This is a genomic window from Streptomyces sp. NPDC041713 (assembly GCF_055591085.1).
Map to the genome: position 1 here is coordinate 66,127 of NZ_JBVIZY010000013.1, position 26,614 is coordinate 92,740.

At 72.1% G+C, this 26,614-nt stretch carries 28 protein-coding genes and 1 pseudogene; 14 read left to right on the plus strand and 15 right to left on the minus strand.

Going from position 1 to position 26,614, the window contains the following annotated elements; translation table 11 throughout:
* Positions 1–11 precede the first annotated feature (11 nt).
* A complete protein-coding gene (locus ACZ6CV_RS30870) occupies positions 12–191 on the minus strand; it encodes a hypothetical protein (RefSeq protein WP_355814962.1) in 180 nt (59 codons plus the stop codon).
* 154 nt (positions 192–345) lie between these two features.
* On the opposite strand from ACZ6CV_RS30870, the gene ACZ6CV_RS30875 reads away from it, so the two are divergent.
* On the plus strand, positions 346–423 hold the full coding sequence (locus ACZ6CV_RS30875; RefSeq protein ID WP_466231358.1) for a 50S ribosomal protein bL37: 78 nt from the start codon (positions 346–348) through the stop codon (positions 421–423).
* Between the two features lie 119 nt (positions 424–542).
* Here ACZ6CV_RS30875 and ACZ6CV_RS30880 read toward each other — a convergent pair whose 3' ends face one another.
* Positions 543–1,391 carry a helix-turn-helix transcriptional regulator gene (locus ACZ6CV_RS30880; RefSeq protein ID WP_469254306.1) on the minus strand — a complete coding sequence of 283 codons (849 nt, stop codon included), beginning with the start codon at positions 1,389–1,391 and terminating at the stop codon, positions 543–545.
* Positions 1,392–1,601: 210 nt separating this feature from the next.
* On the opposite strand from ACZ6CV_RS30880, the gene ACZ6CV_RS30885 reads away from it, so the two are divergent.
* Together ACZ6CV_RS30885 and ACZ6CV_RS30890 are read left to right on the plus strand one after the other, a co-directional pair.
* Complete coding sequence (locus ACZ6CV_RS30885; RefSeq protein WP_469254492.1) at positions 1,602–2,315, plus strand: SDR family oxidoreductase; 714 nt, start codon at positions 1,602–1,604, stop codon at positions 2,313–2,315.
* A 232-nt stretch (positions 2,316–2,547) separates the two neighbouring features.
* Positions 2,548–2,895 carry an STAS domain-containing protein gene (locus tag ACZ6CV_RS30890; protein ID WP_469254308.1) on the plus strand — a complete coding sequence of 116 codons (348 nt, stop codon included), beginning with the start codon at positions 2,548–2,550 and terminating at the stop codon, positions 2,893–2,895.
* On the opposite strand, the gene ACZ6CV_RS30895 is transcribed toward ACZ6CV_RS30890, so the two are convergent.
* The 6 genes from ACZ6CV_RS30895 to ACZ6CV_RS30920 all read right to left on the minus strand — a co-directional run bounded on the left by ACZ6CV_RS30895 (position 2,853) and on the right by ACZ6CV_RS30920 (position 7,278).
* Positions 2,853–3,548 (minus strand): hypothetical protein, encoded by a 696-nt coding sequence (locus tag ACZ6CV_RS30895; RefSeq protein WP_469254310.1) that lies wholly within the window; start codon positions 3,546–3,548, stop codon positions 2,853–2,855. The two genes, ACZ6CV_RS30890 and ACZ6CV_RS30895, sit on opposite strands and share 43 nt — an antisense overlap.
* Before the next feature lie 24 nt (positions 3,549–3,572).
* Positions 3,573–4,259 (minus strand): hypothetical protein, encoded by a 687-nt coding sequence (locus ACZ6CV_RS30900; protein ID WP_469254312.1) that lies wholly within the window; start codon positions 4,257–4,259, stop codon positions 3,573–3,575.
* A 100-nt stretch (positions 4,260–4,359) separates the two neighbouring features.
* Entirely contained in the window at positions 4,360–5,418 is a 1,059-nt protein-coding gene (locus ACZ6CV_RS30905; protein WP_362370550.1) for a vWA domain-containing protein, read from the minus strand.
* 111 nt (positions 5,419–5,529) lie between these two features.
* Complete coding sequence (locus tag ACZ6CV_RS30910; RefSeq protein ID WP_469254314.1) at positions 5,530–5,754, minus strand: hypothetical protein; 225 nt, start codon at positions 5,752–5,754, stop codon at positions 5,530–5,532.
* A complete protein-coding gene (arsB, locus tag ACZ6CV_RS30915) occupies positions 5,732–6,868 on the minus strand; it encodes an ACR3 family arsenite efflux transporter (protein WP_469254315.1) in 1,137 nt (378 codons plus the stop codon). The genes ACZ6CV_RS30910 and arsB overlap by 23 nt, the downstream gene beginning before the upstream one ends.
* Positions 6,865–7,278, minus strand: coding sequence for an ArsR/SmtB family transcription factor (locus tag ACZ6CV_RS30920; RefSeq protein WP_469254317.1), 414 nt, complete (start codon positions 7,276–7,278; stop codon positions 6,865–6,867). Before ACZ6CV_RS30920 ends, arsB begins: the two co-directional genes overlap by 4 nt.
* A 121-nt stretch (positions 7,279–7,399) precedes the next feature.
* Here ACZ6CV_RS30920 and arsM point away from each other — a divergent pair, with 121 nt between their 5' ends.
* Positions 7,400–8,206: an arsenite methyltransferase gene (gene arsM, locus ACZ6CV_RS30925; protein ID WP_469254319.1), complete on the plus strand. Its 807-nt coding sequence runs from the start codon at positions 7,400–7,402 to the stop codon at positions 8,204–8,206.
* Between the two features lie 131 nt (positions 8,207–8,337).
* Complete coding sequence (locus ACZ6CV_RS30930) at positions 8,338–9,258, plus strand: NADP-dependent oxidoreductase (RefSeq protein ID WP_469254321.1); 921 nt, start codon at positions 8,338–8,340, stop codon at positions 9,256–9,258.
* A gap of 35 nt (positions 9,259–9,293) precedes the next feature.
* Here ACZ6CV_RS30930 and ACZ6CV_RS30935 read toward each other — a convergent pair.
* The 3 genes and pseudogenes from ACZ6CV_RS30935 to ACZ6CV_RS30945 form a co-directional block, all read right to left on the minus strand.
* Positions 9,294–9,521: pseudogene (locus tag ACZ6CV_RS30935) on the minus strand (LysR family transcriptional regulator); the annotation flags it as partial.
* A 339-nt stretch (positions 9,522–9,860) separates the two neighbouring features.
* Positions 9,861–10,733 (minus strand): undecaprenyl-diphosphate phosphatase, encoded by an 873-nt coding sequence (locus ACZ6CV_RS30940; protein WP_362370536.1) that lies wholly within the window; start codon positions 10,731–10,733, stop codon positions 9,861–9,863.
* Between the two features lie 240 nt (positions 10,734–10,973).
* A complete protein-coding gene (locus ACZ6CV_RS30945) occupies positions 10,974–11,774 on the minus strand; it encodes a TVP38/TMEM64 family protein (protein WP_469254323.1) in 801 nt (266 codons plus the stop codon).
* Between the two features lie 49 nt (positions 11,775–11,823).
* Here ACZ6CV_RS30945 and ACZ6CV_RS30950 point away from each other — a divergent pair, with 49 nt between their 5' ends.
* The 3 genes from ACZ6CV_RS30950 (at position 11,824) to ACZ6CV_RS30960 (ending at position 15,202) form a co-directional block, all read left to right on the plus strand.
* Positions 11,824–12,534: a DNA alkylation repair protein gene (locus tag ACZ6CV_RS30950; protein WP_469254325.1), complete on the plus strand. Its 711-nt coding sequence runs from the start codon at positions 11,824–11,826 to the stop codon at positions 12,532–12,534.
* 387 nt (positions 12,535–12,921) lie between these two features.
* Positions 12,922–14,100 carry an elongation factor Tu gene (gene tuf, locus ACZ6CV_RS30955; RefSeq protein WP_469254327.1) on the plus strand — a complete coding sequence of 393 codons (1,179 nt, stop codon included), beginning with the start codon at positions 12,922–12,924 and terminating at the stop codon, positions 14,098–14,100.
* Positions 14,101–14,356: 256 nt separating this feature from the next.
* Positions 14,357–15,202, plus strand: a complete 846-nt coding sequence (locus ACZ6CV_RS30960) for a spermidine synthase (protein ID WP_469254494.1) — start codon at positions 14,357–14,359, stop codon at positions 15,200–15,202.
* A gap of 78 nt (positions 15,203–15,280) precedes the next feature.
* Here ACZ6CV_RS30960 and ACZ6CV_RS30965 read toward each other — a convergent pair whose 3' ends face one another.
* From ACZ6CV_RS30965 to ACZ6CV_RS30975, 3 genes are all read right to left on the minus strand, one after another.
* The gene (locus ACZ6CV_RS30965; protein ID WP_469254329.1) at positions 15,281–16,375 is read right to left on the minus strand and encodes a DUF8017 domain-containing protein; all 1,095 of its coding nucleotides are present in this window, start codon (positions 16,373–16,375) and stop codon (positions 15,281–15,283) included.
* Between the two features lie 110 nt (positions 16,376–16,485).
* Positions 16,486–17,499, minus strand: a complete 1,014-nt coding sequence (locus tag ACZ6CV_RS30970; protein WP_469254331.1) for a DUF8017 domain-containing protein — start codon at positions 17,497–17,499, stop codon at positions 16,486–16,488.
* 57 nt (positions 17,500–17,556) lie between these two features.
* Positions 17,557–18,579, minus strand: coding sequence for a DUF8017 domain-containing protein (locus ACZ6CV_RS30975; protein WP_469254333.1), 1,023 nt, complete (start codon positions 18,577–18,579; stop codon positions 17,557–17,559).
* A 96-nt stretch (positions 18,580–18,675) separates the two neighbouring features.
* Between ACZ6CV_RS30975 and ACZ6CV_RS30980 the strand changes: the two genes are divergently transcribed.
* The 4 genes from ACZ6CV_RS30980 (at position 18,676) to ACZ6CV_RS30995 (ending at position 24,402) form a co-directional block, all read left to right on the plus strand.
* Positions 18,676–19,119, plus strand: a complete 444-nt coding sequence (locus tag ACZ6CV_RS30980; protein ID WP_358708112.1) for a DUF4442 domain-containing protein — start codon at positions 18,676–18,678, stop codon at positions 19,117–19,119.
* A 370-nt stretch (positions 19,120–19,489) separates the two neighbouring features.
* On the plus strand, positions 19,490–21,976 hold the full coding sequence (locus tag ACZ6CV_RS30985) for a beta-glucosidase (RefSeq protein ID WP_469254334.1): 2,487 nt from the start codon (positions 19,490–19,492) through the stop codon (positions 21,974–21,976).
* Entirely contained in the window at positions 21,973–23,649 is a 1,677-nt protein-coding gene (locus ACZ6CV_RS30990; RefSeq protein WP_469254336.1) for a carboxylesterase/lipase family protein, read from the plus strand. Before ACZ6CV_RS30985 ends, ACZ6CV_RS30990 begins: the two co-directional genes overlap by 4 nt.
* Before the next feature lie 87 nt (positions 23,650–23,736).
* Complete coding sequence (locus ACZ6CV_RS30995; protein WP_469254338.1) at positions 23,737–24,402, plus strand: DedA family protein; 666 nt, start codon at positions 23,737–23,739, stop codon at positions 24,400–24,402.
* A 35-nt stretch (positions 24,403–24,437) separates the two neighbouring features.
* Here the strand turns inward: ACZ6CV_RS30995 and ACZ6CV_RS31000 are convergent, their stop codons facing one another.
* Entirely contained in the window at positions 24,438–24,971 is a 534-nt protein-coding gene (locus ACZ6CV_RS31000) for a gamma carbonic anhydrase family protein (RefSeq protein ID WP_362370507.1), read from the minus strand.
* A gap of 142 nt (positions 24,972–25,113) precedes the next feature.
* On the opposite strand from ACZ6CV_RS31000, the gene ACZ6CV_RS31005 reads away from it, so the two are divergent.
* Both ACZ6CV_RS31005 and ACZ6CV_RS31010 read left to right on the plus strand, forming a co-directional pair.
* The gene (locus tag ACZ6CV_RS31005) at positions 25,114–25,851 is read left to right on the plus strand and encodes an acyltransferase (protein ID WP_362370504.1); all 738 of its coding nucleotides are present in this window, start codon (positions 25,114–25,116) and stop codon (positions 25,849–25,851) included.
* Positions 25,852–25,992: 141 nt separating this feature from the next.
* Entirely contained in the window at positions 25,993–26,577 is a 585-nt protein-coding gene (locus ACZ6CV_RS31010; RefSeq protein ID WP_355815030.1) for a helix-turn-helix domain-containing protein, read from the plus strand.
* Positions 26,578–26,614 lie beyond the last annotated feature (37 nt).

Consider the following 26,614-nt stretch of genomic DNA (forward strand, 5'->3'; position numbering starts at 1 on the left):
GAAAGCCGCGGTTACGCGGCTTTCACCATCTCCTCGCGGACCGCGGCGGCCCACTCCGTCACCAGGTGCTCGTACTCCCGGCGTTGTTCAGGAGTGAGCCGGCCGCCGGTGCGCAGCCACAGGTCGCGGATCCGCTCGTTCAGTTCGACCGAAGACCGCGCGGAACCAGGGGGTGGAGGGGTTAAGGGCATGCCTCAACCCTAGGGGATGCCCACGACAATCGGAACTGTCAGCTACCACACACCTCCGCCACGTGATCACCGCGCCCGGTCGCCGGGCGCGGGCCCCTGTGGAACGGTGGAAACCGGCAGGAATCGCCTGTTCTCCACAGAAAGGGGTGGCGGCATGTCCTCGAAGCGACGCCGCAAGAAGAAGGCGCGCCGCAAGCACGCGGCCAACCACGGAAGCCGTCCGCAGTCCTGAGGCGGGGCCGTGGGGGCGCCGGGAGGCGCCGCCCGGCACGCACGCTGGACACCGGCACGCACGCCGGACACCGGCACGCACGCCGGACACCGACACGCACGCCGGACACCGGCGCGCGGCTACGAGGCCGCCGCCGGTGTTCCGCATGTCCCGCCGTCGCTCCGGCCCTCTTGGCCCGTGCCGACCTCGGTGTAGACGACGAGCGTCAGCTCCGGCTGTTCGGCCAGGTGGAACGCGGTGTAGGTGTACTCGGTGACCGCGCGCCCCGGTGGCCGCAGCCGTTTGCGTCCGCTCTGCCGGACCTGCACGTCGTACCGCGGCCACCAGTCACGTACGTACGCGCTGCCCGCGTGCAGCTCGTCGATCAGCCGCGCCCAGCGGGCGTCGCCCGGGTGGCGTCCGTGCAGCGTGCGCAGCCGGGCGAGCAGGCCGCGCGCCTCCGGCTCCCAGTCGACCACGACGTCCCGGGCGGCGGGTTCGAGGAACACCCAGCGGGCGAGGTTCGCGGGCCGGTCGGCGGTCGGGGCGAGGTCCGGGAACAGGGCGCTTGCCGCCTCGTTGCAGCTGAGCATGTCGTAGTCGCCGGCGATGAGGTAGGCGGGCCGCGGGTGGAGCAGGTGCGGGATCTCCGCCACCTCGGCGGCGAGCGGGGCGGGCTCGTGCGGCGCGGGCGCGGGGGCGTGGCCGGCGAGCCGGAGGAGGTGCTCGCGTTCGTGGCGGTCGAGACGCAACGCCGACGCGAGCGCGCCGAGCACCTGCGGTGACGCGCGGATGTCCCGCCCCTGTTCGAGATACGTGTACCAGGTGGCGCTGATCCCGGCGATCAGTGCGAGCTCCTCCCGGCGCAGGCCCGGGGTCCGGCGGCGGCCGGTCGTCGGCAGCCCCACCTGCTCGGGTGTGAGCAGGGCCCTGCGGCTGCGCAGGAAGGCGCCCAGTTCGCGGCGCTGCTCGGCGGTGTGCTGCGGCACGGGGTACCACCTTCAGTTCCAGAATAAACCGTCTCTGTATACCAGGCTGAGATTCCCGCAGGCTGGATCGGCAGGCCGCACGGGGAATCCCGGCGCGGCCGGTGCGACAGGTACGCCAGCGAGGGAGAACGAGCCGTGACGCAGACCGATGAGGCGAAGAAGAAGACGACGACGGACGGGGCGGGGGAGACCGGGACCGTCCGCGGCAAGGTGGTCGCCGTGACCGGCGCGAGCAGCGGCATCGGCAGGGCCACCGCGCTGGCCCTGGCGGAACGCGGTGCGCGCGTCGTCCTCGGCGCACGGCGGCAGGACCGTGTGGAGGCGGTGGCCGCCGGGATACGAGAACGGGGCGGCGAAGCCCTCGCCGTACCGACCGACGTACGGCGCCGCGCGGACCTGGTCCGGCTCCTCGACGCGGCGGTCACCGCGTTCGGCCGACTCGACGTGCTGGTCAACAACGCCGGCATCGGCCCCATCTCCCCTCTGGAGGAACTGCGGGTCGAGGAGTGGGACGACATGATCGACGTCAATCTGCGCGGCGTCCTGTACGGCGTCGCCGCGGCGCTGCCCGTCTTCCGCGGGCAGGGGGCCGGGCACCTGGTCACGGTGGGGTCGACCGCCGCGTACCGCACCGTCCCCGGGCAGGCGGTGTACGCGGCGACGAAGACGGCGGTGCGCACCGTCTGCGAAGGGTTGCGGCAGGAGGCGGGCGACGTGCGCGTCACCGTCGTGTCGCCGGGCTTCGTGCACACGGACTTCGTCGAGGCAGTGCCCGACCCCGAGGCTCGCGCGGCGCTGCGGGCCCGCCGCGACGCCATGGCGTTGGACCCCGAAAGGATCGCGGACGCCGTCGTGTACGCCATCGGCCAGCCGGACTCGGTGGACGTCAACGAGATCGTGGTCCGGCCCACGGCGCGGCGCTGACGGCGACGGGCGGGTGCGGGCGGCGTAGCGGCTCCGCGGCGTCAGTGGCGGGGCGCGGGACGCACCCCGTCCTGTGACGTCCCGGGGGCCCGACGGCCGCCTTTCGCGGGGCCGTTGAGACGATGGGGTGGCCGTCGCGCTTCCGGTCGTCCGCCGGGCGGCGGACGACCGGCGTCCGCGCGGGCGGTAACAATATGCGGGTGCCCTGCCCCCGTACGCCAGGAGTTGTTCAATGTCCGACAGTGCCCGCAGCCCCGACCCCTACGTGGAGCAGTATTCCAGGGACGGCAGTTGGGTCGTCGTCGCGCGCGGCGACCTCGACATGCACACCGTGCCGCCCCTGCGCCGCGCCATGGAGACGGCGGCAGTGGCCCTTCCGGTCCTGGTCCTGGACGTCGCCGAGGTGACCTTCGCCGACTCGTCCGCGCTGAACCTGCTTCTGGTGATCCATCAGTCCACGACGCTGCGCATCGCCGCCCCCCAACCGCAGCTGCTGCGCCTGTTCGAGACCACGGGTGCCGACGAGATCCTCAACATCTACCCCTCCACGGACCACGCCTGCGCCGCGACGGCTTCGTGACCCCGCTCGGCCCGGTCTTCCGTGGCCCACCGGCTCTGTGCCAGGTCGATCAGCCGGCGCATCGCTTTCGGGGGCAGTGCAGGGTTGCCCGCGGCGGCGGACGCGCTGTGCGGGAGAGTGAGCCGGCGCAGCAACTCGGCCCCGGGCAGCCGCGGGTCGCGTACCGCCCACTCCGTCACCTCCGGATCGTCGGCCAGCCGCAGCACCAACTCCGGGCCGGCGTCCGGGTCGTCCAACGCGGCACGGCGCAGCCGGGGGTTGGGGTCGTCCGCGTACCGGGCCAGGCCGGGCACGGCGAAGTTCCGGTGCAGCCGCGCCGCGGACCAGTCGCGGTCCTGCGCCGTCGCGTACCGCTCCAGGAGCAGCGCGTGCGGCGCGTCCGCGCAGAAGTCGCACAGGGCGCGCCGCACGCCCGGATCCTCGTCCGCGGCCAGCCGCGTCACCACGTCGGCCGGCAGGCGGGGTTGCGCGGCGAGGGCCCGCCGCAGTCCGGCGTGCGCCGACGCGGCGATCCGTCGTGCCGTCGCCGGATCCGTCGCGGTCCGCCGGATCCAGGGCGGCCACTGAATCGCGCCCGGCACCTCGTCCGCGTGCCGGACGGACGCGCGCTGCTCCTCGGTCAGGTCCTCCCGCAGGGAGAGGGCGAGCCGCACGGCGCCGTCGGGATCGTCGGCGAGCTACAGGGCGAGTGAGAGCGGTACGGACGGGTCCTCGGCGGCCCCGCGCCTGACGCGCGGATCGGTGTGCCGCACCCGCGCCTCGGCGTGCAGGGTCTCCGGCTCGGTCTCGGCGCGACACGGCTCGGTGAGTTGGGCGCGCACCTCGGGCGACGGATCGGCGCGCAACCGCTCCCTGACCGGCTCCGCGAGCCGCTCCCACAGGGCGGGGCCGAGCACGCGGGCCCGAACGCCCGGATCCTCGTCGCGAAGAAGACGGTCCTGCGTGGCCCGCGACAGCTCCGGCCGACCCGCGACCCCACGCCTCACCTTCGCGCCGGCGTCCCGCGCCAACACCTCTGCCACCCCGTCGGGGACCCGCCGCCCGAACTCCCCGAGCAGCACCGCGTACACGGACCGCACCCGTGGTTCCACGTCGTGCGCGAGGGCCGCGAGCACCTCGACGTCGGCGGTCGGATTCTCCGCGACGTCCATCCGGTACCGCATCCGCGACGACGCCACCGCGACGGCCGTCGCCTCCGCGTCGAGCTTCCGCCAGACGAGCCACGATCCGTGCACGGGCAACTCCGGGAGGGAGAGCAGCCGTTGCAACACCGGCGCCGGAAGGCCCGGATTGCTCGCCAGCCCCCGCAGCCACTCCCGTACGACACCCTCATCCGCACCGGCTCGCGCCAACCCGTCGTCCACGCCGGGTATCCGACCATCGAGATCACGACCGGTCAAGCGGACCGGGGGTGCGGTTGGCCCCGGTTTCGTACCCGGCGCCGAATCCGTCCCCGCGCCAAACTCACAACATGATGAGCAACCGCGTATTCGGCTTGAGTTTCCTGTTCACCGAGCGGCTCTGCACGTAGACCTCCAGCTTGGGATTGTTTCCCGCCTTTACCGAGACCGTGCCCTGAATTCCCGTACCGAAAAGGAGACTCCGTGCCGCGTCGCCCGTGTAGGCGCGGTCGGTGTCCTTTTCGACCACGATGACTTCCTTGTTGGGCTGGACCTGGGCGCGGGCGCCCAATTGGTAGTAGCAGGAGCCGCGTTCGTACGTCACGCCCGGGTGGGAATCGACGAAGGGGCGGATCTCGGCCTCCTTGTCGACCTTCAGGAGCCGGTACATGTTCGCCGGAATCGGTTCGAGATTTGCCCGCACCTCGTCGATGGATATGTCCTGGCCGACGGCGAACAGATTCTTCGTGCCGCGCACGCCCTGCTCGCGGGCGCGCAGGAAACTGGTGGCCGCGGCACGCACCGTGCCGATGGCCTCCTCGACGCCCTCCTGGGAGTCCGCGTCCCAGATGGCGATGTTGCCCGCCGGGAAGCCGTAGTTCTGGGCGGTGCGCTTGGCCAGGGAGTTCGGCACGAGGATCGCGGACGTCCAGTGGCCGGGGAGGCCGCCCATCTTCGCCGTGATCCGGTCGAGCCAGGGGCCGAGGATGGTCATGTCGCCGTCGTGCCTGCGGTCGCCGCCGGAGGCGTTCTCCTCGCCGTCCGTCACGACGATCTGCAGGAAGCTGTGCTCGCCGTACTCCTCCCATATGTGTCCCAGGTCGTCCAGGGACTTCAGGGAGGCCTCGATGAGAGCGGTCGCGCCGTTGTTGACCTGATACAGGCCCCGCATGGACGGGAGGTGTTTCACGTCCATGTCCCACACCAGGTTCTCCACCCGGTGGTCGAAGGAGTAGAGGCTTATCCGGGTCTCGTGGCCGAGGCTGTCCGATTCGGCTTTGAGACCCGCCACGAACTCGTCCACGACACGCACGAGTTGATGCTGATGCGGACGCATGGAACCCGAACAGTCCACTACCAGCGCGACGTGATTCACCTTGTGCTGGATCCTTTTGGCGGACATGCTGCTGCTCCTTCTCCCGAGACTTGCCGAGTGATTTCACTCTATGGGGAGGCACTGACAACGGCCCTTGATGAGCCGTCACCGGCGCCTCCCCACCCGGCAGAAGCCGCGCTAGGCGCGGTCGGAGTGGGACCCCGGCTGCAGGATCTCGTCGAGGACGACGCAGATCGAGCGGAAGACCCGGGCGTCCACGTCCGCGTCACCCGCCTCGGTCTGCCGGTCCTCGCTCCGCAGGGTCCGGGTCAGGTCGGTCTTCCGCTCCGCCTCGCGCGCCGCCCAGTCGCGGGCTCCGCGCATGCGGGTCAACAGTTCGTCAGCGTCCACAGGTTGCGTCATGCGCGCTGTCTACCCCGACGTTCCCCGCCGCACCCTCGGCGACTTGCCCCTGGTCCCCGAAGCAACGGCGGGCGGCGAGGGCGACATGGACCAGGCCGATCAGCACCGGCACCTCGATCAGCGGACCGACGACACCGGCCAGGGCCTGTCCGGAGGAGGCGCCGAACGTCGCGACGGCGACCGCGATGGCGAGCTCGAAGTTGTTGCCCGCGGCGGTGAACGCGAGGGTGGTGGCCCGGGGATGGTCCAGGCCGACGGCCCTGCCCAGGGCCATGGAGCCGGTCCACATGACGGCGAAGTACACCAGCAGCGGCAGCGCGATCCGCAGGACGTCCAGGGGCCGTGACGTGATCGCGTCGCCCTGCAGGGCGAACAGCACGACGACGGTGAACAGCAGTCCGTAGAGGGCGAACGGGCCGATCCTGGGGATCAGTTCCGCCTCGTACCAGGTGCGGCCCTTGGCCCTCTCGCCCAGTCTGCGGGTGAGGAACCCGGCGGCCAGGGGGATGCCGAGGAAGATCAGCACGCTGCGGGCGATCTCCCACACCGACACGTTCAGGCCGGTCGTCTCCAGGCCGAGCCGGCCGGGCAGGACGGAGAGATAGAACCAGCCGAGCAGGCTGAACGCGACGACCTGGAACAGGGAGTTGAGGGCGACCAGGACGGCCGCGGCTTCGCGGTCGCCGCAGGCCAGGTCGTTCCAGATGATCACCATGGCGATGCAGCGGGCGAGCCCGACGATGATCAGGCCGGTCCGGTATTCCGGCAGGTCCGGGAGGAGGAGCCAGGCCAGCGCGAACATGAGGGCAGGCCCAAGGACCCAGTTCAGGACCAGGGAGGGGATCAGCAGGCGGCGGTCGCGGGTGACGGAGTCGAGCCGGTCGTAGCGGACCTTGGCCAGCACCGGATACATCATCACCAGCAGGCCCAGCGCGATCGGCAGCGAGACGCCGGTGACCGTCACCTTCGCCAGCGCGTCCCCGAGCCCAGGAATGAGACGGCCCAGGCCGAGACCGGCGGTCATCGCGACGAGGATCCACACCGCGAGGAACCGGTCCACGAGCGAGAGCCGGCCCGCGACCGGCCCCGTCGCGGCGGAGGTCGTTTCGCTCACGAGGCCGTCCCCGCCGGAGTCTCCACGGACGCATCGGGTCGGACATCCGGGGCGCCCGGGCGGGTCAGGGCCTGGGCCAGCCCGTCGGTCATCGCGGGCAGCAGCCGGTAGTACACCCACGTCCCGCGCCGTTCGGAGGCGATCAGCCCGGCCTGCCTGAGCAGCTTGAGGTGGTGGGAGATCGTGGGCTGGGACAGGTCGAAGGCCGGGGTCAGGTCGCACACGCAGATCTCCCCGCCCTCCCGCGAAGCGATCATCGACAGCAGCCGCAGCCGCACCGGATCACCCAGGGCCTTGAACACCTTCGCCAGCTCGACGGCCCGGTCCTCGTCCATGGGGGCGGTCAGCAGGGTCGGGCAGCACCCCTCGGCGCCGTCCTGGCCGAGCACGACCAGCTCTTGTTTCGACATGCGTCTATGTTGACATTCTTCGATTCAGGTCGCAACGTTGCATCGATAAACGTCAATGCAAGAAGCATGGACGCAAGTCGATCCGGGCCCCGCCGGGCCCTGTCATCGAGAGGTGAAGGTCATGACCGAGCAGACAGACGACCTGCGCGAAACCGTCCGTAGGCGCTATGCCGCGGCCGCCGTCCAGGTCACCGCGGGCGGCACCACCTGTTGCGGACCGGCCGCGATCGAGGTCGACGAGAACTTCGGCGGCACCCTCTACGCCGCCGACGAGCGCGACCAGCTGCCCGCCGAGGCGGTCGCCGCCTCACTGGGCTGCGGCAACCCCACCGCCGTCGCCGATCTGCGGGAAGGCGAACGCGTCCTGGACCTCGGCTCCGGCGGCGGCATCGACGTCCTGCTCTCCGCCCGCCGCGTCGGCCCCACCGGCAAGGCCTACGGCCTCGACATGACCGAGGAGATGCTCGCCCTGGCCCTCGCCAACCAGAAGAAGGCCGGCGCCACCAACGTCGAGTTCCTCAAGGGCACCATCGAAGCGATCCCGCTGCCCGCGAACACCGTCGACGTGATCATCTCCAACTGCGTGATCAACCTGTCCACCGACAAGCCCGCCGTCTTCGCCGAGATGCTCCGCGTCCTCGCCCCCGGCGGCCGGATCGGCATCTCCGACGTCGTCGCCGACGACACCCTCACCCCGGCCCGGCGCGCCGAACGCGGCGACTACGTCGGCTGCATCGCCGGCGCCCTCTCCTTCGCCGAATACCGCGAGGGCCTCGCAGCCGCCGGATTCACCGGCATCGAGATCAGCCCGAACCACTCCGTCGCCGACGGCATGCACTCCGCCATCGTCCGCGCCGTCAAGCCCGCCGCCGCCAAAAGCGTGCTCGCCTCAGAGGCTCCATCGAGTACCCGCTCTGCGCGGGGGTGACCGGGCGGAACTGGCCCAGTCAACTGGACCGCCATTGGCCCACGTGTCCGGGCCGCATCACCTCTAGGGTCGGATATGCACCGGCAGTGTTACCTCGTCAGCAAATGTCCGCCCTCCCGAGGAGCACCGGCATGCAAGCCATCACCGTCCGCGACCGTGAAGCCGGCATCTCCGGTCTCGCCCTCACCGACCTTCCGGACCCGCACGCCGCGGAGAACGACGTCATCGTGCGCGTCCACGCCGCCGGATTCACCCCGGGCGAGCTCACGTGGCCCGGCACGTGGACCGACCGGGCAGGCCGGGACCGTACGCCCAGCGTGCCCGGTCACGAACTGTCCGGCGTCGTCACGGAACTGGGCTACGGCACCACGGGCCTGAGCGTCGGGCAGCGCGTGTTCGGCCTGGCCGACTGGACGCGCAACGGCACGCTCGCCGAGTACGTCGGCGTCGAAGCCCGCAATCTCGCTCCGCTGCCGGCCGACATCGACCACGTCACGGCCGCCGCTCTGCCGATCTCCGGACTCACCGCCTGGCAGGCCCTGTTCGACCACGCCCACCTCACCACCGGTCAGACGGTGCTCATCCACGGGGCGGCAGGCGGCGTGGGCTCCCTGGCCGTGCAACTGGCCCGCGAAGCCGGGGCCCGGGTGGTCGGTACCGGCCGGGCCGCCGACCGCGACACCGCCCACGGCCTGGGCGTGGACACCTTCGTGGACCTCCAGGCCGAGCGCCTCGAAGACGTCGGAGACGTCGACGTGGTGTTCGACGTGATCGGAGGCGAGGTCCTCGACCGGTCCACCGCCCTGGTACGCCCCGGCGGCACGCTGGTCACCATCGCCGGTCCCGTCACCGTCCACCCCGCGGACGGGCGAGCGATCTTCTTCGTCGTCGAGCCCGACCGCGCCAGGCTGGCGGAGCTCGCCGCCCGCGTCCGCGACGGCCGCCTCAAGCCGATCATCGGCTCCGTACGTCCACTCGCCGAGTCCGCGGACGCGTTCGCGCCGGGCCGGCGCACTCCCGGCAAGACGATCATCCGCGTCACGGAGGACTGAGCCTGATCGGGCACCGTGCGGCCGGCGAGGTCCTCCAGGCCGACGCTGTCCCGCCCGGCGAGTTCGCGCCCGCTCCAGACCGCCAGCGCCCGGCCCTCGGTCAGCAGCACCGGGCCGACGGTCAGATCCGGCTCGTCGACGGGGAGCCAGAGGAGCACGAGGTCGGCGGAGCCGTCGCGCGGCGGCCCGAACGGATCCGACAAGTGCACTTCGGAGAAGCGGACTTCACGGCCGGGGTGCTCGGCGCGGAATCGGTCGACCACCTCGCGGATCTCGTGCCCGAGCGCGCCGATGACGCCGATCGACAGCGTGCCCGACAGGCTCCGAACGCGCCGCAGTCGCAGGCCGTCTCCCTGGCCCGGTACCGGGCCGGGGGCCGTGCTCCGGGCGGTCGCCTCCCGCCCGTTTCCTCCGGCCGTATCCGGTCCGCCCTTCCACGAGCACGCCCATGTCCACCACCGCAGTCGTCCTCACCGTTCTGACCGCCGCCTGGGTCACCTTCTCCGGCGTATCCCTGCTGGAAATGGACGACCAGGCCGATCGCGGCCACCAGGCCGACGGCGGTCACCGCCAGGCCGGCCAACAGGCCCGCCGCGCCCCGGCTATCCCGCCGACTCACCCGCATGAGGGCTCAGCGAGCCCGCCCCCACCAGGGCGAACAGCACGATTCCCAGCAGAATCCGGTAGTACACGAACGGCATGAAGCTCTTGGTGGTGATGAACTTCATGAACCAGGCGATGACCACGTAGCCGACGATGAAGGCGATGATCGTGGCGAAGATCGTCGGGCCCCACGCGACGTGCCCTTCGCCCGCGTCCTTCAGCTCGTACGCACCGGACGCGAGGACCGCGGGGATCGCGAGCAGGAACGAGTAACGGGCCGCGGACTCGCGGGTGTAGCCCATGAGGAGGCCGCCGCTGATGGTGGCGCCCGAGCGCGAGACGCCGGGGATCAGGGCCATCGCCTGGCAGATGCCGTAGATCAGGCCGTCCTTGACGCCGAGCTCCCGCAGGTCCTTGCGGCGTCGTACGGCGCGGTGCTTGCCGCCCGTCTCGTCGCGCGCCGCGAGCCGGTCGGCGACGCCGAGGACGACGCCCATGACGATCAGGGTCGTGGCGATCAGGCGGAGGTCGCGGAAGGGGCCCTCGATCTGGTCCTTGAGCGTGATGCCGAGGACACCGATGGGGATCGAGCCCACGATGACGAGCCAGCCCATCTGCGCGTCGTGGTCGGAGCGCGGCACCCTGCCGACCAGCGAGCCGAACCATGCCGACAGGATGCGCGCGATGTCCTTGCGGAAGTAGATCAGCACGGCGGTCTCGGTGCCGATCTGCGTGATCGCCGTAAACGCGGCCCCGGGGTCGTGCCAGCCCGCGAACGCCGCGGTCAGCCGCAGGTGTGCGCTGGAGGAGATCGGGAGGAACTCGGTCAGTCCCTGGACGAGTCCGAGGATGAAGGATTCAAGCCAAGACATGAAACTGCGCCGTCCAAGTACTGATCATCGGACCGCGGATGCGGTCGAAGCGGTCATAGCGGGGCGTGGCTGAGGCTGGCTGAGGCGTGGGAATGCTGGCTGTGGCGTCGCCGGGATCGGGGGCGGAACGCCGGAGTTCGAGGGGTGATCATGTCGATCATGTCCCTCGTCGGGGGGCAGCGTAGCGGGCCCGGGTTACGGGACGGTGCGAGGGCCGCCGGCCGGGCACGGCACCAGCGGTCAGACCGCACGGTCACGGTCGCGGTCCTGCTCCCGGTCCCCGTCCCGCCCTTGCGCTCGGTCCCTGTCCCCGTCCCGCCCTTGCGCTCGGTCCCTGTCCCTGTCCCGGAAATGGTGGCGCTTGAACCACGCCACCGCCGCCCCGCCCACACCCGTCACCACGATGAACCCCATCGCGATCAGGAAGACCGGCGACGTCGGCGTCGAGGCGCGGGCGCCCGCGATGACGTACGCGGCCGTGTTCGGTATCGAGCCAAGCCCCGTGGCGATCAGGAACGGCAGCCAGCCCATGCGCGACACCGCCGCACAGTAGTTGGCCGCCGCGAAGGGCACCCCGGGGAAGAGCCGCACCGCCAGCATCGAGCGGAAACCGTGCCGGCTGAGCTGGCCGTCCGCGGCCTTCAGCCAGCGGCCGCGCAACAGGGGCCGCAACGCGTCCTGCCCCAGCATCCGGCCGAGCCCGAACGCGATCCCCGCGCCGAGGACCGTACCGGCGATCGCCGCGACGAGCCCCGCCTGCGAGCCGAAGAGCGCCCCCGCCCCCAGATTGAGCAGGGGACGTGGCACGAACGCCGCGGTGCACACGCCGTACGCCGCCGCGAACAGCAGCACCGCCGTGACGCCGCCCAGCTGCGCGGGCCAGCCGTCGGAGAGGATCCGCTGCGGCTCGAAGACCAGCACACATGTGCCCGCCGCGGCCAGCAGCACCACGAGCAGCGAGAGCCGCGACCACGGCGAGAGCAGGGCTCTGGCGCAGCGCATGGCGAGGCCCTGCGGACGGGTGGCGGCGGTTTCGAACATTCGGGCAGCGTAACCGGGTCAGGTGTCTGATCGCCGTATGGTGCGTCTCATGAGCGTCACAGTCCCGCGCCGGGCGCCGCGCAGTGCGCTGGCCGACACGGTCCTCGAACGGCTCGTCACCGGCTACGCGGAGGCGGCCGATCCGGAGCGGTCCGCGCAGATGAGGGCGTACATGAAGGACGTCGCGCCCTTCCTCGGCCTGACCTCTCCGGTGCGCCGTGAACTGTCCCGCACCGTCCTGGCCGGCACCCCGCTTCCCGACGAGAACGACTGCACGGCGATCGCACTGCGGTGCTGGGAATTGCCCGAACGCGAGTACGCCTACTTCGCCGTCGACTATCTGCGCCGCCACGTGAAGCGCTGCACGTCCGGCTTCCTGCCCGTGGCCCGGCACCTCGTCACCACACACCCCTGGTGGGACACGGTCGACGCGCTCGCCGCGCACGTGGTCGGCGGACTGGTCGCGGCCGACCCGGCGCTGCGGCGCGACATGGACGCGTGGATCGAGGACGAGAACCTGTGGGTGGCCCGCACGGCCCTCCTCCACCAGCTCCGCCACAAGTCGGCGACCGACACGGAACGGCTCTTCGCCTACTGCGTACGGCAGTCCGGGCATCCCGACTTCTTCATCCGCAAGGCGATCGGCTGGTGTCTGCGCGAGTACGCCAAGACCGATCCGGCGGCCGTGCGCGCCTTCGTCGAGAGGGAGCGCGGGCGGCTCTCACCGCTGTCGGTGCGCGAGGCCCTCAAGAACCTCTGAGCCCGTGCCGCCGCGCTGCGTCGGTAGCGCGGCCGGCCGCGCAGGCGGGGGGGGGAGGGGGGCAACTCCGCCGCACGGCCGTACCGTTCGGCCCGCGCCCTATGCCGGGTTCGCGCCCATAAATCATTCGACGTGGGGCTTTCCTTCGGTGAGGATCGGACCCATGTTCCGGTACGCCTTCCTCGCAGCAACGCCCGCAGTCGCGGGCGTTGCGAAGGCTGCCGTCCTCGCACCCGTCGCCTTCGACGGCGCCCGAAGCTGACCCTCCCCGGACACCCCGGCGGACCCCCGAGGGGGAGGGTCGGTCGGATCCCGGGGTCCCCGTCCCGGCCGCGCGCGAAGCGCGGGCCCGTGACCACAGCTTCGAGTTCCGGAGAAGGAACCACCATGTCCAAGATGGCTTACGTCCGCACGAAACCGCACCTGAACATCGGCACCATGGGCCACGTCGACCACGGCAAGACCACCCTGACCGCCGCCATCACCAAGGTCCTCAGCGAGCGCGGCACCGGCGGCGCCACCCAGTACGTGTCCTTCGACCGCATCGACCGTGCCCCGGAGGAGGCGCAGCGCGGCATCACCATCAACATCGCGCACGTCGAGTACGAGACGGACACCCGGCACTACGCGCACGTGGACATGCCGGGCCACGCCGACTACGTCAAGAACATGGTCACCGGCGCGGCGCAGCTGGACGGCGCGATCCTCGTCGTGTCGGCGCTCGACGGGATCATGCCGCAGACCGCCGAGCACGTGCTGCTCGCCCGCCAGGTCGGCGTCGACCACATCGTCGTCGCCCTCAACAAGGCCGAGGGCGGCGACGAGGAGCTCATGGACCTCGTCGAGCTCGAGGTCCGCGACCTGCTCTCCGCGCACGGGTACGGGGGCGACTCGGTGCCCGTCGTACGGGTCTCGGGGCTCAGGGCGCTGCAGGGCGACCCGCGGTGGACGGCGGCGATCGAGGCGCTGCTCGACGCGGTGGACACGTATGTGCCGATGCCCGAGCGCTATCTCGACGCGCCGTTCCTGCTGCCCGTGGAGAACGTGCTCACCATCACCGGGCGCGGCACCGTCGTGACCGGCGCCGTCGAGCGCGGCACCGTCCGCCTCGGGGACCGCGTGGAGGTGCTCGGCGCGGAGACGGAGACGGTGGTCACCGGCCTGGAGACGTTCGGCAAGCCGATGGAGGAGGCGCAGGCGGGGGACAACGTCGCGTTGCTGCTGCGCGGGCTGCCACGCGACGCCGTACGCCGCGGGCATGTCGTCGCGGCGCCCGGCAGCGTCGCCCCGCGGCGGCGGTTCACCGCGCAGGTGTACGTCCTCGCGACGCGCGAGGGCGGGCGCAGGACGCCGATCGCCACGGGGTACCGGCCGCAGTTCTACATCCGCACCGCTGATGTGGTCGGCGACGTCGACCTCGGTGCGGCGGCCGTTGCTCGCCCCGGCGACACGGTCACGATGACGGTCGAACTCGGCCGTGACGTACCGCTGGAGACGGGGCTCGGCTTCGCGATCCGCGAGGGCGGCCGCACCGTCGGCGCGGGCACGGTGACCCGGGTCGCCTGACGGGACGTTCTCGGCCTTGTCCGCCTTCGGGGGAGTCACCTCCGGGGGCGGCCGGTGAGTGCGCCGGTCGGCATCGTCGCCGACCGGCGCGCTCGTGTGGCACGGACGTACGCAACGGCGCAGTGCCGCCGCACACCGAAGCCGGCTGTCCCGCCGCCGACCGGCCACGGGCAGTGGACGTGGGCAGCGCCCACGGGCGGGCGGGCACGGGCGGGCGGGCACAATGGACGGCGTGGACGAGCAGGAGTTCGAGGACATGCCGGAGCCGGTCGCGGTGATCAGGGAGGTCGATCACGGCACCGCCAAGCTCATGCCCGACGTCGACCGGCCGCGCGCCTGGCTGCTCACCGTCGACGGGGCGCCCCAGTCCTACGTCGACCTGGACGAGCCCACCCACCTGGAGTTCGAGTACGCACGCAGGCTCGCGCACGTCCTCGACGTCGCGGCCGACCCCGAAGCCCCGCTCGACGTCGTCCACCTCGGCGGGGGAGCCCTCACCCTGCCCCGCTACGTCGCCGCCACCCGGCCCGGCTCCCGGCAGCACGTGGTCGACGCGGACCGGGGGCTGCTCCAACTGGTCGCCGAGTGCCTGCCGTTGACCGAACCGAGCGGGATCGAGGTGCACGGCGCGGACGCCAGGCAGTGGCTCGACGCGGCGCCCCGGAACAGCGCCGACATCCTGGTCGCCGACGTCTTCGGCGGCTCACGCGTCCCCGCACACCTCACCACCGTCGCCTACGCGCGCGCCGCCGACCGGGTGCTGCGCCCGGGCGGGCACTACGCTGCGAACCTCGCCGACGGCGCGCCCTTCACCTTCCTCCGCTCCCAACTGGCCACCTTCGCCGAGGTGTTCGCGGAGGTCGCGCTGATCGCCGAGCCGTCGGTACTGCGCGGCAGGCGCTTCGGGAACGCGGTGCTCATCGCCGGGCACGCCCCGATCGACGTCGCCGCGCTGGCCCGCCGTACGGCCTCCGACGTCTTTCCCGCCCGGGTCGAGCACGGCGACGCGCTGCGCCGCCTCATCGGGGGTGCGCGTCCGGTGCACGACGGGGACGCGGTGGCCTCACCCGAGCCGCCCGACGGCGCCTTCTCCATCGGGTGAGGGCCGCCTGGGACGGCAGCGTCCGCGCGGCGGCCGCGCGTCCCGAACCGTGTGTCGCCGTGCCCCGGGCGCGGCGGCTCAGTCCTCCGACGCCGCTTCGCTCCAGCGGACCGTGCCGAGGATCTTCTTCACCGTGGCGTCGGGCACCTCTTCCTTGACGCCCTTGGCGCCGTAGAGGGTCCAGGCCACGTACTCGCCGGACTCGTTCTTGAAGCCGAACGTGGTGGCCTTGCCCTCGGAGTCGCATTTGGCCGAGGTGGCGGCGCCGGACGTCGTCGACGTCACGAGACTGCCCTTGACACCGGACTTGGTGGTGTAGTCCTCGACCTTGCCGATCTTGATCTTTTTCTTGTCGGCCTTGGTCTGCTCGGTGTAGCCGCCGTAGACCCACCAGGCCGAGTCGTTGCGCGCGACGTCCTGGGTGTTCTTCGCGCCGTTCTGGCCCTTGGTGCCGACCGCGGCGAGCGAGGTGTCGTCGGGCTCGCCGTCCTTGTCGTCGTCGGACGTGCACCACTTCTCTTTGAGCACCGCGGGCGCGGACATGATGATGATCGACTTCGCGCCGTCGTCCTTGCGGTCGTCGAAGCCGATGAGGGTGTCCGGCGTCTTGACCTGCCAGTCCGGCGGTACGTCGAAGGCGGTGCCCCACTTGGGGTTCACCACGACCTGCCAGCCGGGGATCGTCGGCTTGTCCTCGCCGCCCTCACCGCGCGCGTTGCCGTCGTCGCTGGGCTTCGGGCTGGGCTTCTCGGACTTCGACTTCGACGCGGACGGCTTCGCCGGGCCCGCCTCGTCGTCCTTGTCGCCGCCGAGGACCAGGAAGCCGGTGACGCCGGCGGCCGCCACCACGGCGAGCGCGGCCACGATGGCGGTGATCTTCGTCTTGTTGCCGTTGCCGCCACCCGGGCCGCCCGTCTGCTGCGGCGGCGGCATGGGCGGCGGCGTCGGGGTCGACCACTGCGACGACTCGGGCTGCGAGAAGCCGCCCGAGTGCGGCTGCTGGTAGCCCCCTGGAGACGGCGGCGTCTGCTGGTAGCCCCCCGCAGGCGGTGTCTGCTGGTATCCCGGCTGCTGATACGGGTTCGGCTGCTGGTACCCCGGCTGCTGGTACGGGTTCTGATTCTGGTCCTGCGGGTTCTGCTCGCCCCCGGGCGGCTGATTTTCTGGCCACATGGCCAGTAACCATAGAGGTGCCGGGGGCCCGGTGCCATGCGCGCCCCCTGTGGCACGGGCACCGGGCCCCCGGCGGTGTGGAGATCGTGCGGAGAAAGCGGCGATACGGGTCAGGACTCCGTCGGGTCTTCGTGCGTACGCACCGTGCTGAGGATCTTCATCACGGTCTTCTCGGGGATCTCGTCCGGTACGCCCTTGGCGCCGTAGAGGCTCCAGGAGACGTACTCGCCTTCCGCGTTCTTGAAGCCGAACGTGATCGCCTTGCCGTCCGTGGCGCACTTGCCCTGCTGCGGCGTGTTCGTGGACCGTGCCCGGGCGATGCTGCCCTTGATGCCGGACGCGGTGGTGTACGGCTTGGCCTTGTCGTCGTTGGTGAAGCTCTTCTTGTCCGGCTGGGTGTAGACGCCGTAGACCCACCAGCCGACCTGGTTGACCGCGACCTCGGCGGTGTTCCGCGCGCCCTTGGCGCCCTTGGTCCCCACGGCGGCGAGCTCGTGGTCCTCGGTCCTGCCGTCCTTGTTGTCGTCGGCGACGCACCAGGCGGGCTCCAGGTACGCGGGCGCCGACATCGTCATCATCGGCTTGCCGGTCTTGATGTCCTCCAGCGCGATCGCCGAGCCCGGGTTCTGCACCTCCCACTCCGGCGGTACGTCGAAGGCGGTGCCCCACTTCGGGTTCACCACGACGCGCCAGCCCTTGATGGTCGGCTTCAGATCGTTGCCCGCGTTGCGTCCGCCGTCGCTGTCAGCGGTGTCGGAACCGTCGGAATCGTCGTCCGCCGTCGCACTCGGCTCGTGACGAGCGGGGCGCTCCGGGGAACCCGCCGCCGTGTCCTTGTCGCCCCGGCCGCCCTCGTCGTCCTCGCCGCCCAGCAACATGAAGCCGGTCACTCCCGCGGCCACGACGACGGCGGCCGCCATCACCAGCGAGACGACCTTCGCGCTCCCACCGCTCCCACCGCTCCCGCCGTCACCGCGGGGCGCCGGCTGCTGGTACGGGTTGGGTGCCTGGTATCCCGGCTGCTGATACGGGTTCGGCTGCTGGTATCCCGGCTGCTGGTACGGGTTCTGACTCTGGTCCTGCGGGTTCTGCTCGCCCCCGGGCGGCTGCGTTCCTGGCCACATGGCGGGAAACGATACGGGGGCCGGTCGTACAAGATCACAGCCGCCCCGAGCGGCCGCTCAGTTCTTGTCGGCGTCGTACTCGCGCACGGTGCCGGCCATCTTCTGGACGGTGGCGTCCGGGAGTTCGTCCTTGACGTCCTTGGCGCCGTGGAACGACCAGGAGAGGAACCGCCCTTCGGAGTTCTTGAAGGCGAAAACCGTCGCCTTGCCGTCCGAAGCGCACTTGTCCGTCGTGTCGGCGCCGGACGAACTGGCGCTCACCAGGCTGCCCTTGAGGCCCGACTTCGAGGTGAACGCCTCGGTCGGCCCAGTGGTGACCCGCTTCCGGTCCGGCTGCGTGTACACGCCGTAGACCCAGTTGGTCGCGTCGTGCCGGGCGGCCTCCTCGGTGCTCTTGGCGCCGCGGTTGCCGCGTGTGCCCGCGACCGCCAACGGCGTGTAGTCCTCGACGCCGTCCTTGTCGTCGTCGCTCGCGCACCACTTCTCCTTGAGGTAGGCAGGGGCGGCGACCGCGGCGAGGAACTCCGCGTTCTCGTCGTCGGCGTCCTTTTTGTCCACCACGCCGCCCGCCCAGTCCCGCGACTCCAGCGACCAGTCGGCGGGCGCGTCGAAGGCGAGGCCCAGCTTGGGGTTCACGACCACCTTCCAGCCCGGCACGGTCGGCTCGGGCATGCCGTCGCCGGTACGGGCGTGGGCGTCGTCGTCCGCGGGGTCCGCCGAGGCGGAGGCGGACGTCGTCGGGTCGGGTGCGGCGGCGTCGTCCTTGTCGCCGCCGAGGAGTACGACGCCGGTGACGCCCGCGGCGACCACGACGGCACCCGCGGCGGCCATGGCGATCAGCTTGGTGCGGTTCCCGCCGCCGCGCGGTGGCTCGGGCGGCGCCTGCGGCGTACCCCCGGCCCCGCCGGGCATGGTCGGCGCGTTCCACGGGGCCTGCTGCCCGTAGGGGTTGGGCTGTTGGTACCCGGGCTGCTGGTACGGGTTCGGGCCCGGCTGGTTCGGGCCCGGCTGGTTCTGACCCTGCTGGTTCGGGCCCTGCTGATTCTGCTCGCCCCCGGGCGGCTGCTGTCCTTGCCACATGGGCGTCAACCCTAGGTGACGGTGATCCGCGCGGAGACAGGTCCTGGCCAAGGAACGCTACCGGTGGGTAACATCTCGGGCATGAGCGCAGACCAGATGTCGATCGGCGAGATGCTCGCCGCCACGGTTCCGATGGCCAGGACCCTGAACCTCGAGTTCCGGGAGACCGCGCCGGACAAGGCCGTGGTCGCCCTGCCCGACCAGAGCGAGTACCACAACCACGTCGGCGGCCCGCACGCCGGCGCCATGTTCACGCTGGGCGAGTCCGCGAGCGGCGCCATCGTCCTCGCCGCGTTCGGCGCGGAGCTGTCGCGTGCCGTGCCGCTCGCCGTCAGCGCCGAGATCGCGTACAAGAAGCTGGCGATGGGCCCGGTGACCGCCACGGCGACGCTCGGCCGCCCGGCCGCCGACGTGATCGCCGAGCTCGACGCGGGCGAGCGCCCCGAGTTCCCGGTCGCCATCGAGATCCGGCGCGAGGACGGCGCGGTGACCGGTGAGATGACCGTCGTATGGACGCTGCGGCCCAACAACCCCAGCTGACCCGGGCCCGGCGGGGGCCGGGAGCGCGAACGGAGCGGGAGAGGCCCGCGGTTGTGTCCTGAGGACACCGCCGCGGGCCTCTGCCGTGCGTCCCCGTGCCCCCGCTGTCGTGCGTCCCGTGCCCCCGCGGGGTGCACCGTCCTTCCTCGTGCCGCGTGCTGCCGATTCCCGCTTCTTGTTCAACTCATTGACACGAGTCATCCCCGGCCATAGTTTTCCCGCCGCCACACGTGGTGTCTCACGGTGTGTCAAGTCCGTCCTGGCGCATAGTGCGTTCAAAGGCCGAACGACGATCCACCAGTGGCACGTGTACACGCTTCGCTTTGCACAGTCGTGTTCGCGCACCAGGCACAGAAGGAAGTGACGGCTCATGTCCGACTCCGTGTCCCGGCGGTCAGCCCTCAGACTGGTCGGCGGTGCGATCACCGTGGCCGCCGCGGCCACCGCCGGCGTGGCGGTGCCCACCTACGCGGCCGGCCGCGCCAGACAGGGGCCCGGCGCCGGCCCCCGCGTCGAATCCCTCATCGGCAGACTCACCCTCGACGAGAAGATCTCCCTGCTGCACGGCGCCACCGACCCCAAGAGCCTCGGCCAGGCGGGGTACGTCCCCGGCGTGCCGCGCCTGCGCATCCCGCCGCTGCGGCTCGCCGACGGACCCGCGGGCGTCCGCGTCACGGCCCGCGCCACCGCCCTGCCCGCCCCCGTCCTGCTGGCCTCCGCCTTCGACCCGGCGCTCGCCCGCCGCTACGGCCAGGTCATCGGCCGCGAGGGACGCGCCCTGAAGCAGGACGTGCTGCTCTCGCCCATGGTCAACCTCATCCGCACCCCGTACGCGGGCCGCAACTTCGAGACCTTCGCCGAGGACCCGCTGCTCGCCGCCGACCTGGTCGCCGCGGAGATCGAGGGCATCCAGGGCGAGGGCCTCATCGCCACCGTCAAGCACTTCGCCCTGAACAACCAGGAGAAGGACCGCATGTCCGTCGACGTGCGGGCCGACGAACGGACCATGCACGAGACGGAGCTGCGCGGCTTCGAGGCCGCCGTCGGCGCCGGAACCGGCGCCGTCATGGGCGCGTACAACAAGGTCAACGGCACCTTCGCCTGCGAGAACAAGACGCTGCTCGACGACATCCTGCGCGAGCGCTGGGGCTTCGACGGATGGGTGATGACCGACTGGTTCGCCCAGCACAGCACCGCCGCCTCGCTCGCCGCCGGACTCGACATGGAGATGCCCGACGACGCCTACTACGGGGCCGCGCTGAAGAAGGCCGTCAAGAACGGCAGCGTCCCCGAGGCACACGTCGACCGTTCGGTGCGCCGGATCCTGCGCGTCATGGACCGGTTCGGGCTCCTCGACGGGAGCGCGCCGCCGCGTCCCCGGCGCGACCCCGAGGCCGGCGCGGCCGTCGCACGGGAGGTCGCCGAGGCGGGCGCGACCCTGCTGCGCAACGCGCACGGAACCCTGCCGCTGACCGGCCGCGCCGCCCGCGACATCGCCGTCATCGGCCCCACCGGCCGCTACCCGTTCGTCAGCGGCGGCGGCAGCGCCCACGTCGTCCCCGACCACGCCGACAGCCCGCTGCACGCCATTACCGCACGCGCGGGCCGGCACGCCGACGTCCGTTACGCGCTCGGCGAGGACCTCTACGGCAAGGCCATCCCGAAGCGCGCCCTCACCCCGGGCCTCGACGCGGAGGGCCAGCGCGTCGGCGCGGGGAAGACCTGGACGTACGAGGGGACGCTGACGCCCGGGGAACCGGACGAGTGGACGCTCGTCATCCACTACTCCGGCGAGCGGCCCACGGTGGAGCTGGACGGCACCGAGCTCTACCCGAAGCTGCCCGGCGTGGGCGAGTACTTCTCCGGCGGCCTCGTCTCCACCGCCCCCGACGGACTGAACGTGCGCCGCGCCACCCTGCAACTCGGCCCCGCGGGACACCACCTGCGGATCACCGCCAAGGGCGGGGACACCGGCCAGACGTTCCGGCTCCGCCGCGTCACCGGGGCCACCCGCGCCGCCGATGTGGCCAAGGCGGTGCGCACGGCGCGCGGCGCGCACAGTGTGGTGCTCTTCGCATACGAGGACGCGACCGAGGGCCAGGACCGCACGACCGTCGCGCTCCCCGGCCACCAGGAGGCGCTGATCCGCGCGGTGACCGCGGCCAACCCCCGTACGACCGTGGTCCTCAACACCTCGTCCGCCACCTCCATGCCGTGGCTGGAGCGGACCGCCGCCGTGCTGCAGATGTACTACCCCGGCCAGGAGGGTGCGGCCGCCACCGCCGCCGTCCTGTTCGGCGACAGCGACCCCGGCGGCCGGCTCACCCAGTCCTTCCCGGTCGACGACGACCGCCACCCGATGGCGGGGGACCCGCGCCGCTACCCCGGCCTCGACGGCGTCGAGGAGTACTCGGAGGGCATCCACGTCGGCTACCGCTGGTACGACGCCGAGGACGTGCGGCCGCTCTTCCCGTTCGGGCACGGCCTCTCGTACACCACGTTCTCCTACCGGGACCTGACCGTCCGCAGGTCGGGCCGGGGCGTGGACGTCGGCTTCACCGTGCGCAACACCGGCAGGCGGGACGGCGTCACCGTCGCCCAGGTGTACGTCGGCCCCTCGCCGGACCTGGAGCTGTCGCAGGCCGAGCGGGCGCTCGGCGGCTACCGGCGGCTCGCGCTGCGCGCGGGGGAGCGGCGGCGCGTCACCGTCCACGTCGAGGGCCGGGCCCTTTCGGCGTGGGACGTCGAGCGGCACGGCTGGGTGCGCGGCACCGGGCGGCGCGGCGTGCACGTGGGCACCTCGGCACGTGACGTGGTCCTCTCCACGACCACCGTCGTCGAGGGGGCCGGCTCATGAGGGCGCGCGGCGGGAGCCGTCGCGGGCGGGGGAGCGGCAGGGGCGTCGGCGGTCCGATACGGCGCGCCGCGTCGGTCGCCGTCGTCCTCGCGGCGGCCGTCGCGGCAGCCCTCGTGCCGCTGCCGGCCCAGGCCACGGGCGGGCCGGCCGGCACGGGCGGCGCGAACGGCACGCTCGTGCGCACCGACGCCGGCTGGATCCGCGGCCAGGCCACCGCCGAGGGGCGCCAGTTCCTCGGTGTCCCCTACGCGGAGCAGCCCGTGGGCCGCCTCCGCTGGAAGGAGCCGCGGCCCGCGAAGGCCTGGCACGGGGTGCGCCGGGCGACGGAGTTCGGCAACCGCTGTGTTCAGACGTCGAGTTGGGACCCCGGCTACGAGAAGCCCTCGCACACCGAGGACTGCCTGGACCTCAACGTCTATACGCCCGGCGGTCGTTCCGCGCAGCGCCCCGTGATGGTGTGGCTGCACGGCGGCGGGCTCACCGCGGGCGCGGGTGAGGACGTCGTGCCCGACACCTTCGCCCGCCGCACCGGCACCGTCGTCGTGACCGTCAACTACCGCCTGGGAGCCATGGGGTTCCTCGCCACCGGTGGGCTCGACGGCGAGGCGTCCGACGGGGTCTCCGGCAACTACGGGCTGCTCGACCAGCAGGCCGCGCTGCGCTGGGTGCGGGCCAACATCGCCCGGTTCGGCGGCGACGCGCGCCGGATCACCGTCGCGGGCGAGTCCGCCGGCGGCCGCTCCGTGTGCACCCAGCTCGCCTCGCCGACCGCGCGCGGCCTGTACCGCGCGGGCATCGTGGAGAGCGGGGCGTACGGCGACTGCGCGGCCCGCGAGCGGCGGCAGGCGGTCACGGACGGCGCGGCCTTCGCCGAGAAGGCGGGCTGCCCCGACCCGAAGGCCGCCCTCGCCTGTCTCCGGGCCAGGCCGGCGAAGGAGATCCTCGCGGCGCAGGCAGGCTTCGACTGGGCCCCGGTGGTCGGCGGCGCGTTCCTGCCGGTCCAGCCCGAGGAGGCGTACGAGAACGGGAGCGCGGCCCGCGTACCCGTGCTGAACGGCGCGAACAGCGACGAGGGGCGCCTCTTCGCCTTCGGCCAGTTCGACGGGCAGGGCGAGCCGCTCACCGCCGAGCGGTATCCGGCCGCGCTCACCGAGGCGTACGGGGCCGAGCTCGGCCGCCGGGTGCTCCGGCGCTACCCGCTCGCGGCGTACTCCTCGCCCACGCACGCCTACGCGGCCGCGCTCGGGGACCGTATGTTCGCCTGCTCGGCCCTGCGCATGAACACGGCGCTGGCGGGGCGCGGCCCCGTCTACGCCTACGAGTTCGCGGACCGCACCTCACCGCCGTTCGCGTCGCTGCGCGACCTCGGCACCGACTTCGACTTCGGCGCGACCCACGTCAACGAGGTCCAGTACCTGTTCAAGCACTTCGGCCTGGTCACCCCGCTCGACGCCGAACAGCGGGCGCTGGCACGGCAGATGGTCCAGTACTGGGGTTCCTTCGTCCACGGCGGGGCGCCGCGCGCCGACGGCGCACCCACCGCTCCCGACCAGCGCACCCAACCGGGGCGTGTGCTGTCCCTGCGCACCGCGTCGGCGGGCGGCACCGGGATCAGCGCGACGGTGCACGCCGAGCACCGGTGCGGGCTCTGGGACGCCGTTCCGGCCGGGTGAGCCCGTCCGGGTAGGCTGCCCGGCGTGCGCGTCCGTGGGGGGAGCGCGCGCCGGGCACACACACTTGGACCACGGGAGGAACCGGCGTTGCACGTTCAGGAGTGGCTGGAGCAGGTACCAGCCGTCAGCATCTACGCGCTGGTGGGCCTCGTCATCGGACTGGAGAGCCTGGGCATTCCGCTGCCCGGTGAGATCGTCCTGGTCTCGGCGGCGCTGCTGTCCTCCCAGCACGGCGACCTCAACCCGGTGATCCTCGGGGCGTGCGCCACCGTCGGCGCCATCATCGGCGACTCCATCGGGTACGCGATCGGGCGCAAGGGCGGCAGACCGCTGCTGGCCTGGCTGGAACGGAAGTTCCCCAAGCACTTCAGCGCCGCCCACGTGGCGAGCGCCGAGCGGTCGTTCCAGAAGTGGGGCATGTGGGCGGTCTTCTTCGGCCGCTTCGTCGCCCTGCTCCGCATCTTCGCCGGGCCGCTCGCGGGCGTCCTGCGCATGCCGTACTGGAAGTTCCTGATCGCCAACGTGCTCGGCGGCATCGTCTGGGCGGGCGGCACCACCGCCGTCATCTACTACATCGGCGTGGTCGCCGAGGACTGGCTCAAGCGGTTCTCGTACGTGGGACTCGGCATCGCCGTCCTGATCGGCATCGGCTCGATGCTGCTCGTCAAGCGCCGGGCGAAGAAGGCCGCGGCACAGGCCGAGGCGGCCGACGCCACGGCGTCCGAGCCGCGGGCCGTACCCGCGGCCGACTGACCGGGGCGCGGGGGGTCGGGGGGTCGGGCAGGCTGTCAGCCCGCCGCGTGCGCGTCGCGGTGGGCCTTGGCCAGCTCCACGTACATCGTGCCGTTCAGGGAGATGCCCGCCCGCTCCTCCTCGGTGAGCGGCCTGCGGACCTTGGCGGGCACCCCCGCCACCAGCGACCCCGGCGGCACCCGCATGCCCTGCGGCACCAGGGCCTGCGCGGCCACCAGGGACCCGGCGCCGATCACCGCGCCGTTGAGGACGGTGGCGCCCATGCCGACCAGGCAGTCGTCCTCGACGGTGCAGCCGTGCAGGACGGCGTTGTGGCCGACCGAGACGCGCTCGCCGACCGTGATCGGGAACCCGGGGTCGACGTGCAGGCTGCAGTTGTCCTGGATGTTGCTGTCGGCGCCCACCACGATGGGCCCGCAGTCGGCGCGCAGCACCGCGCCGTACCAGGCGCTCGCCCCGGCGTGCAGCGTCACGTCGCCGAGCACCACGGACGTCGGCGCGGTGAAGGCGTCCTGATCGATCTGCGGGTCCTTGCCGCCGATGCCGGTGATGAGTGCCTCGTGGCCCATCGACTCGCTCCCTCTTCGTCACATCCGTGTGGTGTCGCGCCTGACGGCACGGTACGGGACGCGGGTGCGGGAGTCGCCGCGTGGGGTGAAGATCACAGGCCGGGGGTGCCCGGGGCCCGGTGCCACTGAGTAACGTGAGCCCGTGCCGAAGAACAGGAACACGTTCTCATCCCTCGCCGCCGCGCCGCGCCGGCTGGCGCAGCGCGCCGTCCACGCGGGCTGGGAGTGGGTGCAGCGCACCGGCGCGGTGACCGCCGCGCACCCCGGACGGCTGCGGTTCGGCGCGATCGGCGAGGGCACCCGGCTCGCCTTCCCGCAGGGCACGGTCTTCGGTGAGCCGTGGATCAGGCTCGGCGACCACTGCATCGTCGGCCAGCACGTCACGCTCACCGCCGGCATGATGCCGGACCTCGACCTCGGCCCCGACCCGATCCTGCGCATCGGCAACGGCGTGGTGCTCGGCCGCGGCAGCCACGTCATCGCGGACACCACGGTCTCGATCGGCGACGACTGCTACTTCGGCCCTTACGTGTACGTGACGTCCACCAACCACTCCTACGACGACCCGCACACGCCCATCGGCAAGCAGTGGCCCCGGATGGACCCGGTGGAGATCGGCCCCGGCTGCTGGATCGGGACCGGCGCGGTGATCCTGCCGGGCGCCCGGATCGGCCGCAACGTGGTGGTCGCCGCGGGCGCGGTCGTCCGGGGCGAGGTCCCCGACCACGCCGTGGTCGCGGGCGCGCCCGCCCGGGTGGTCCGCACCTGGGACGCCGACCAGGGGTGGCAGCCCCCGCTGCGCACGCCCGCACCGGTGCCGATACCCGACGGCGTCACGCCGGAACAGCTCATCGCCCTGGGCGAGTTGGGCGAGGTCTGACGGGCGGGGTCCGGGGCCGCGCGCAGGGCCGCGCCGACCGCACCCCGCGCAGTACAGTGTGGTGGACCGTCTGGGATGATCGGGTGCACCTCACCCCAGTTCAGTGCCGTGAACCATGTCATCCGGAATATTGGACGGAACGTGTCGGACCTCGACCAGCTGACCCAGTCGCTCGCGCGCAATCTCAAGCGGTACCGCACCGAGCGGGGCTTCACCCTCGACGCCCTGGCCGCCCGCGCGGGAGTGAGCCGAGGCATGATCATCCAGATCGAGCAGGCCAGGACCAACCCGAGCGTGGGCATCACGGTGAAGCTCGCGGACGCGCTGGGCGTCAGCATCACCACCCTCCTCGACCACGAGCAGGGACCGCATGTCCGGCTCGTGCCGCCGGAGCAGGCGGTGCGGATGTGGTCCACCGAGGCCGGCAGCAGCACCACGCTGCTCGTCGGCGCCGAGGCCCGGGGACCCTTCGAGCTGTGGTCCTGGCGCCTGGAGCCGGGTGAGGGCACCGACTCCGACGCGCACCCGGCGGGCACCGTCGAGCTGCTGCACGTCTCGCGCGGCGCGCTGACGCTCGTCGTGGACGGCGTCGAGCATGTGGTGCCGGCCGGGTCGGCCGCGTCCTTCGAGGCCAATGCGGCGCACGGCTACCACAACAAGGGCGACGAACCGATGGAGATGACGATGTCGGTGTCGGTGCCGCCGGCCCACGCGGCCTCCCACTGACGGCAGTCGGTGACCCACGGGGTTCGCCGACCGGGGG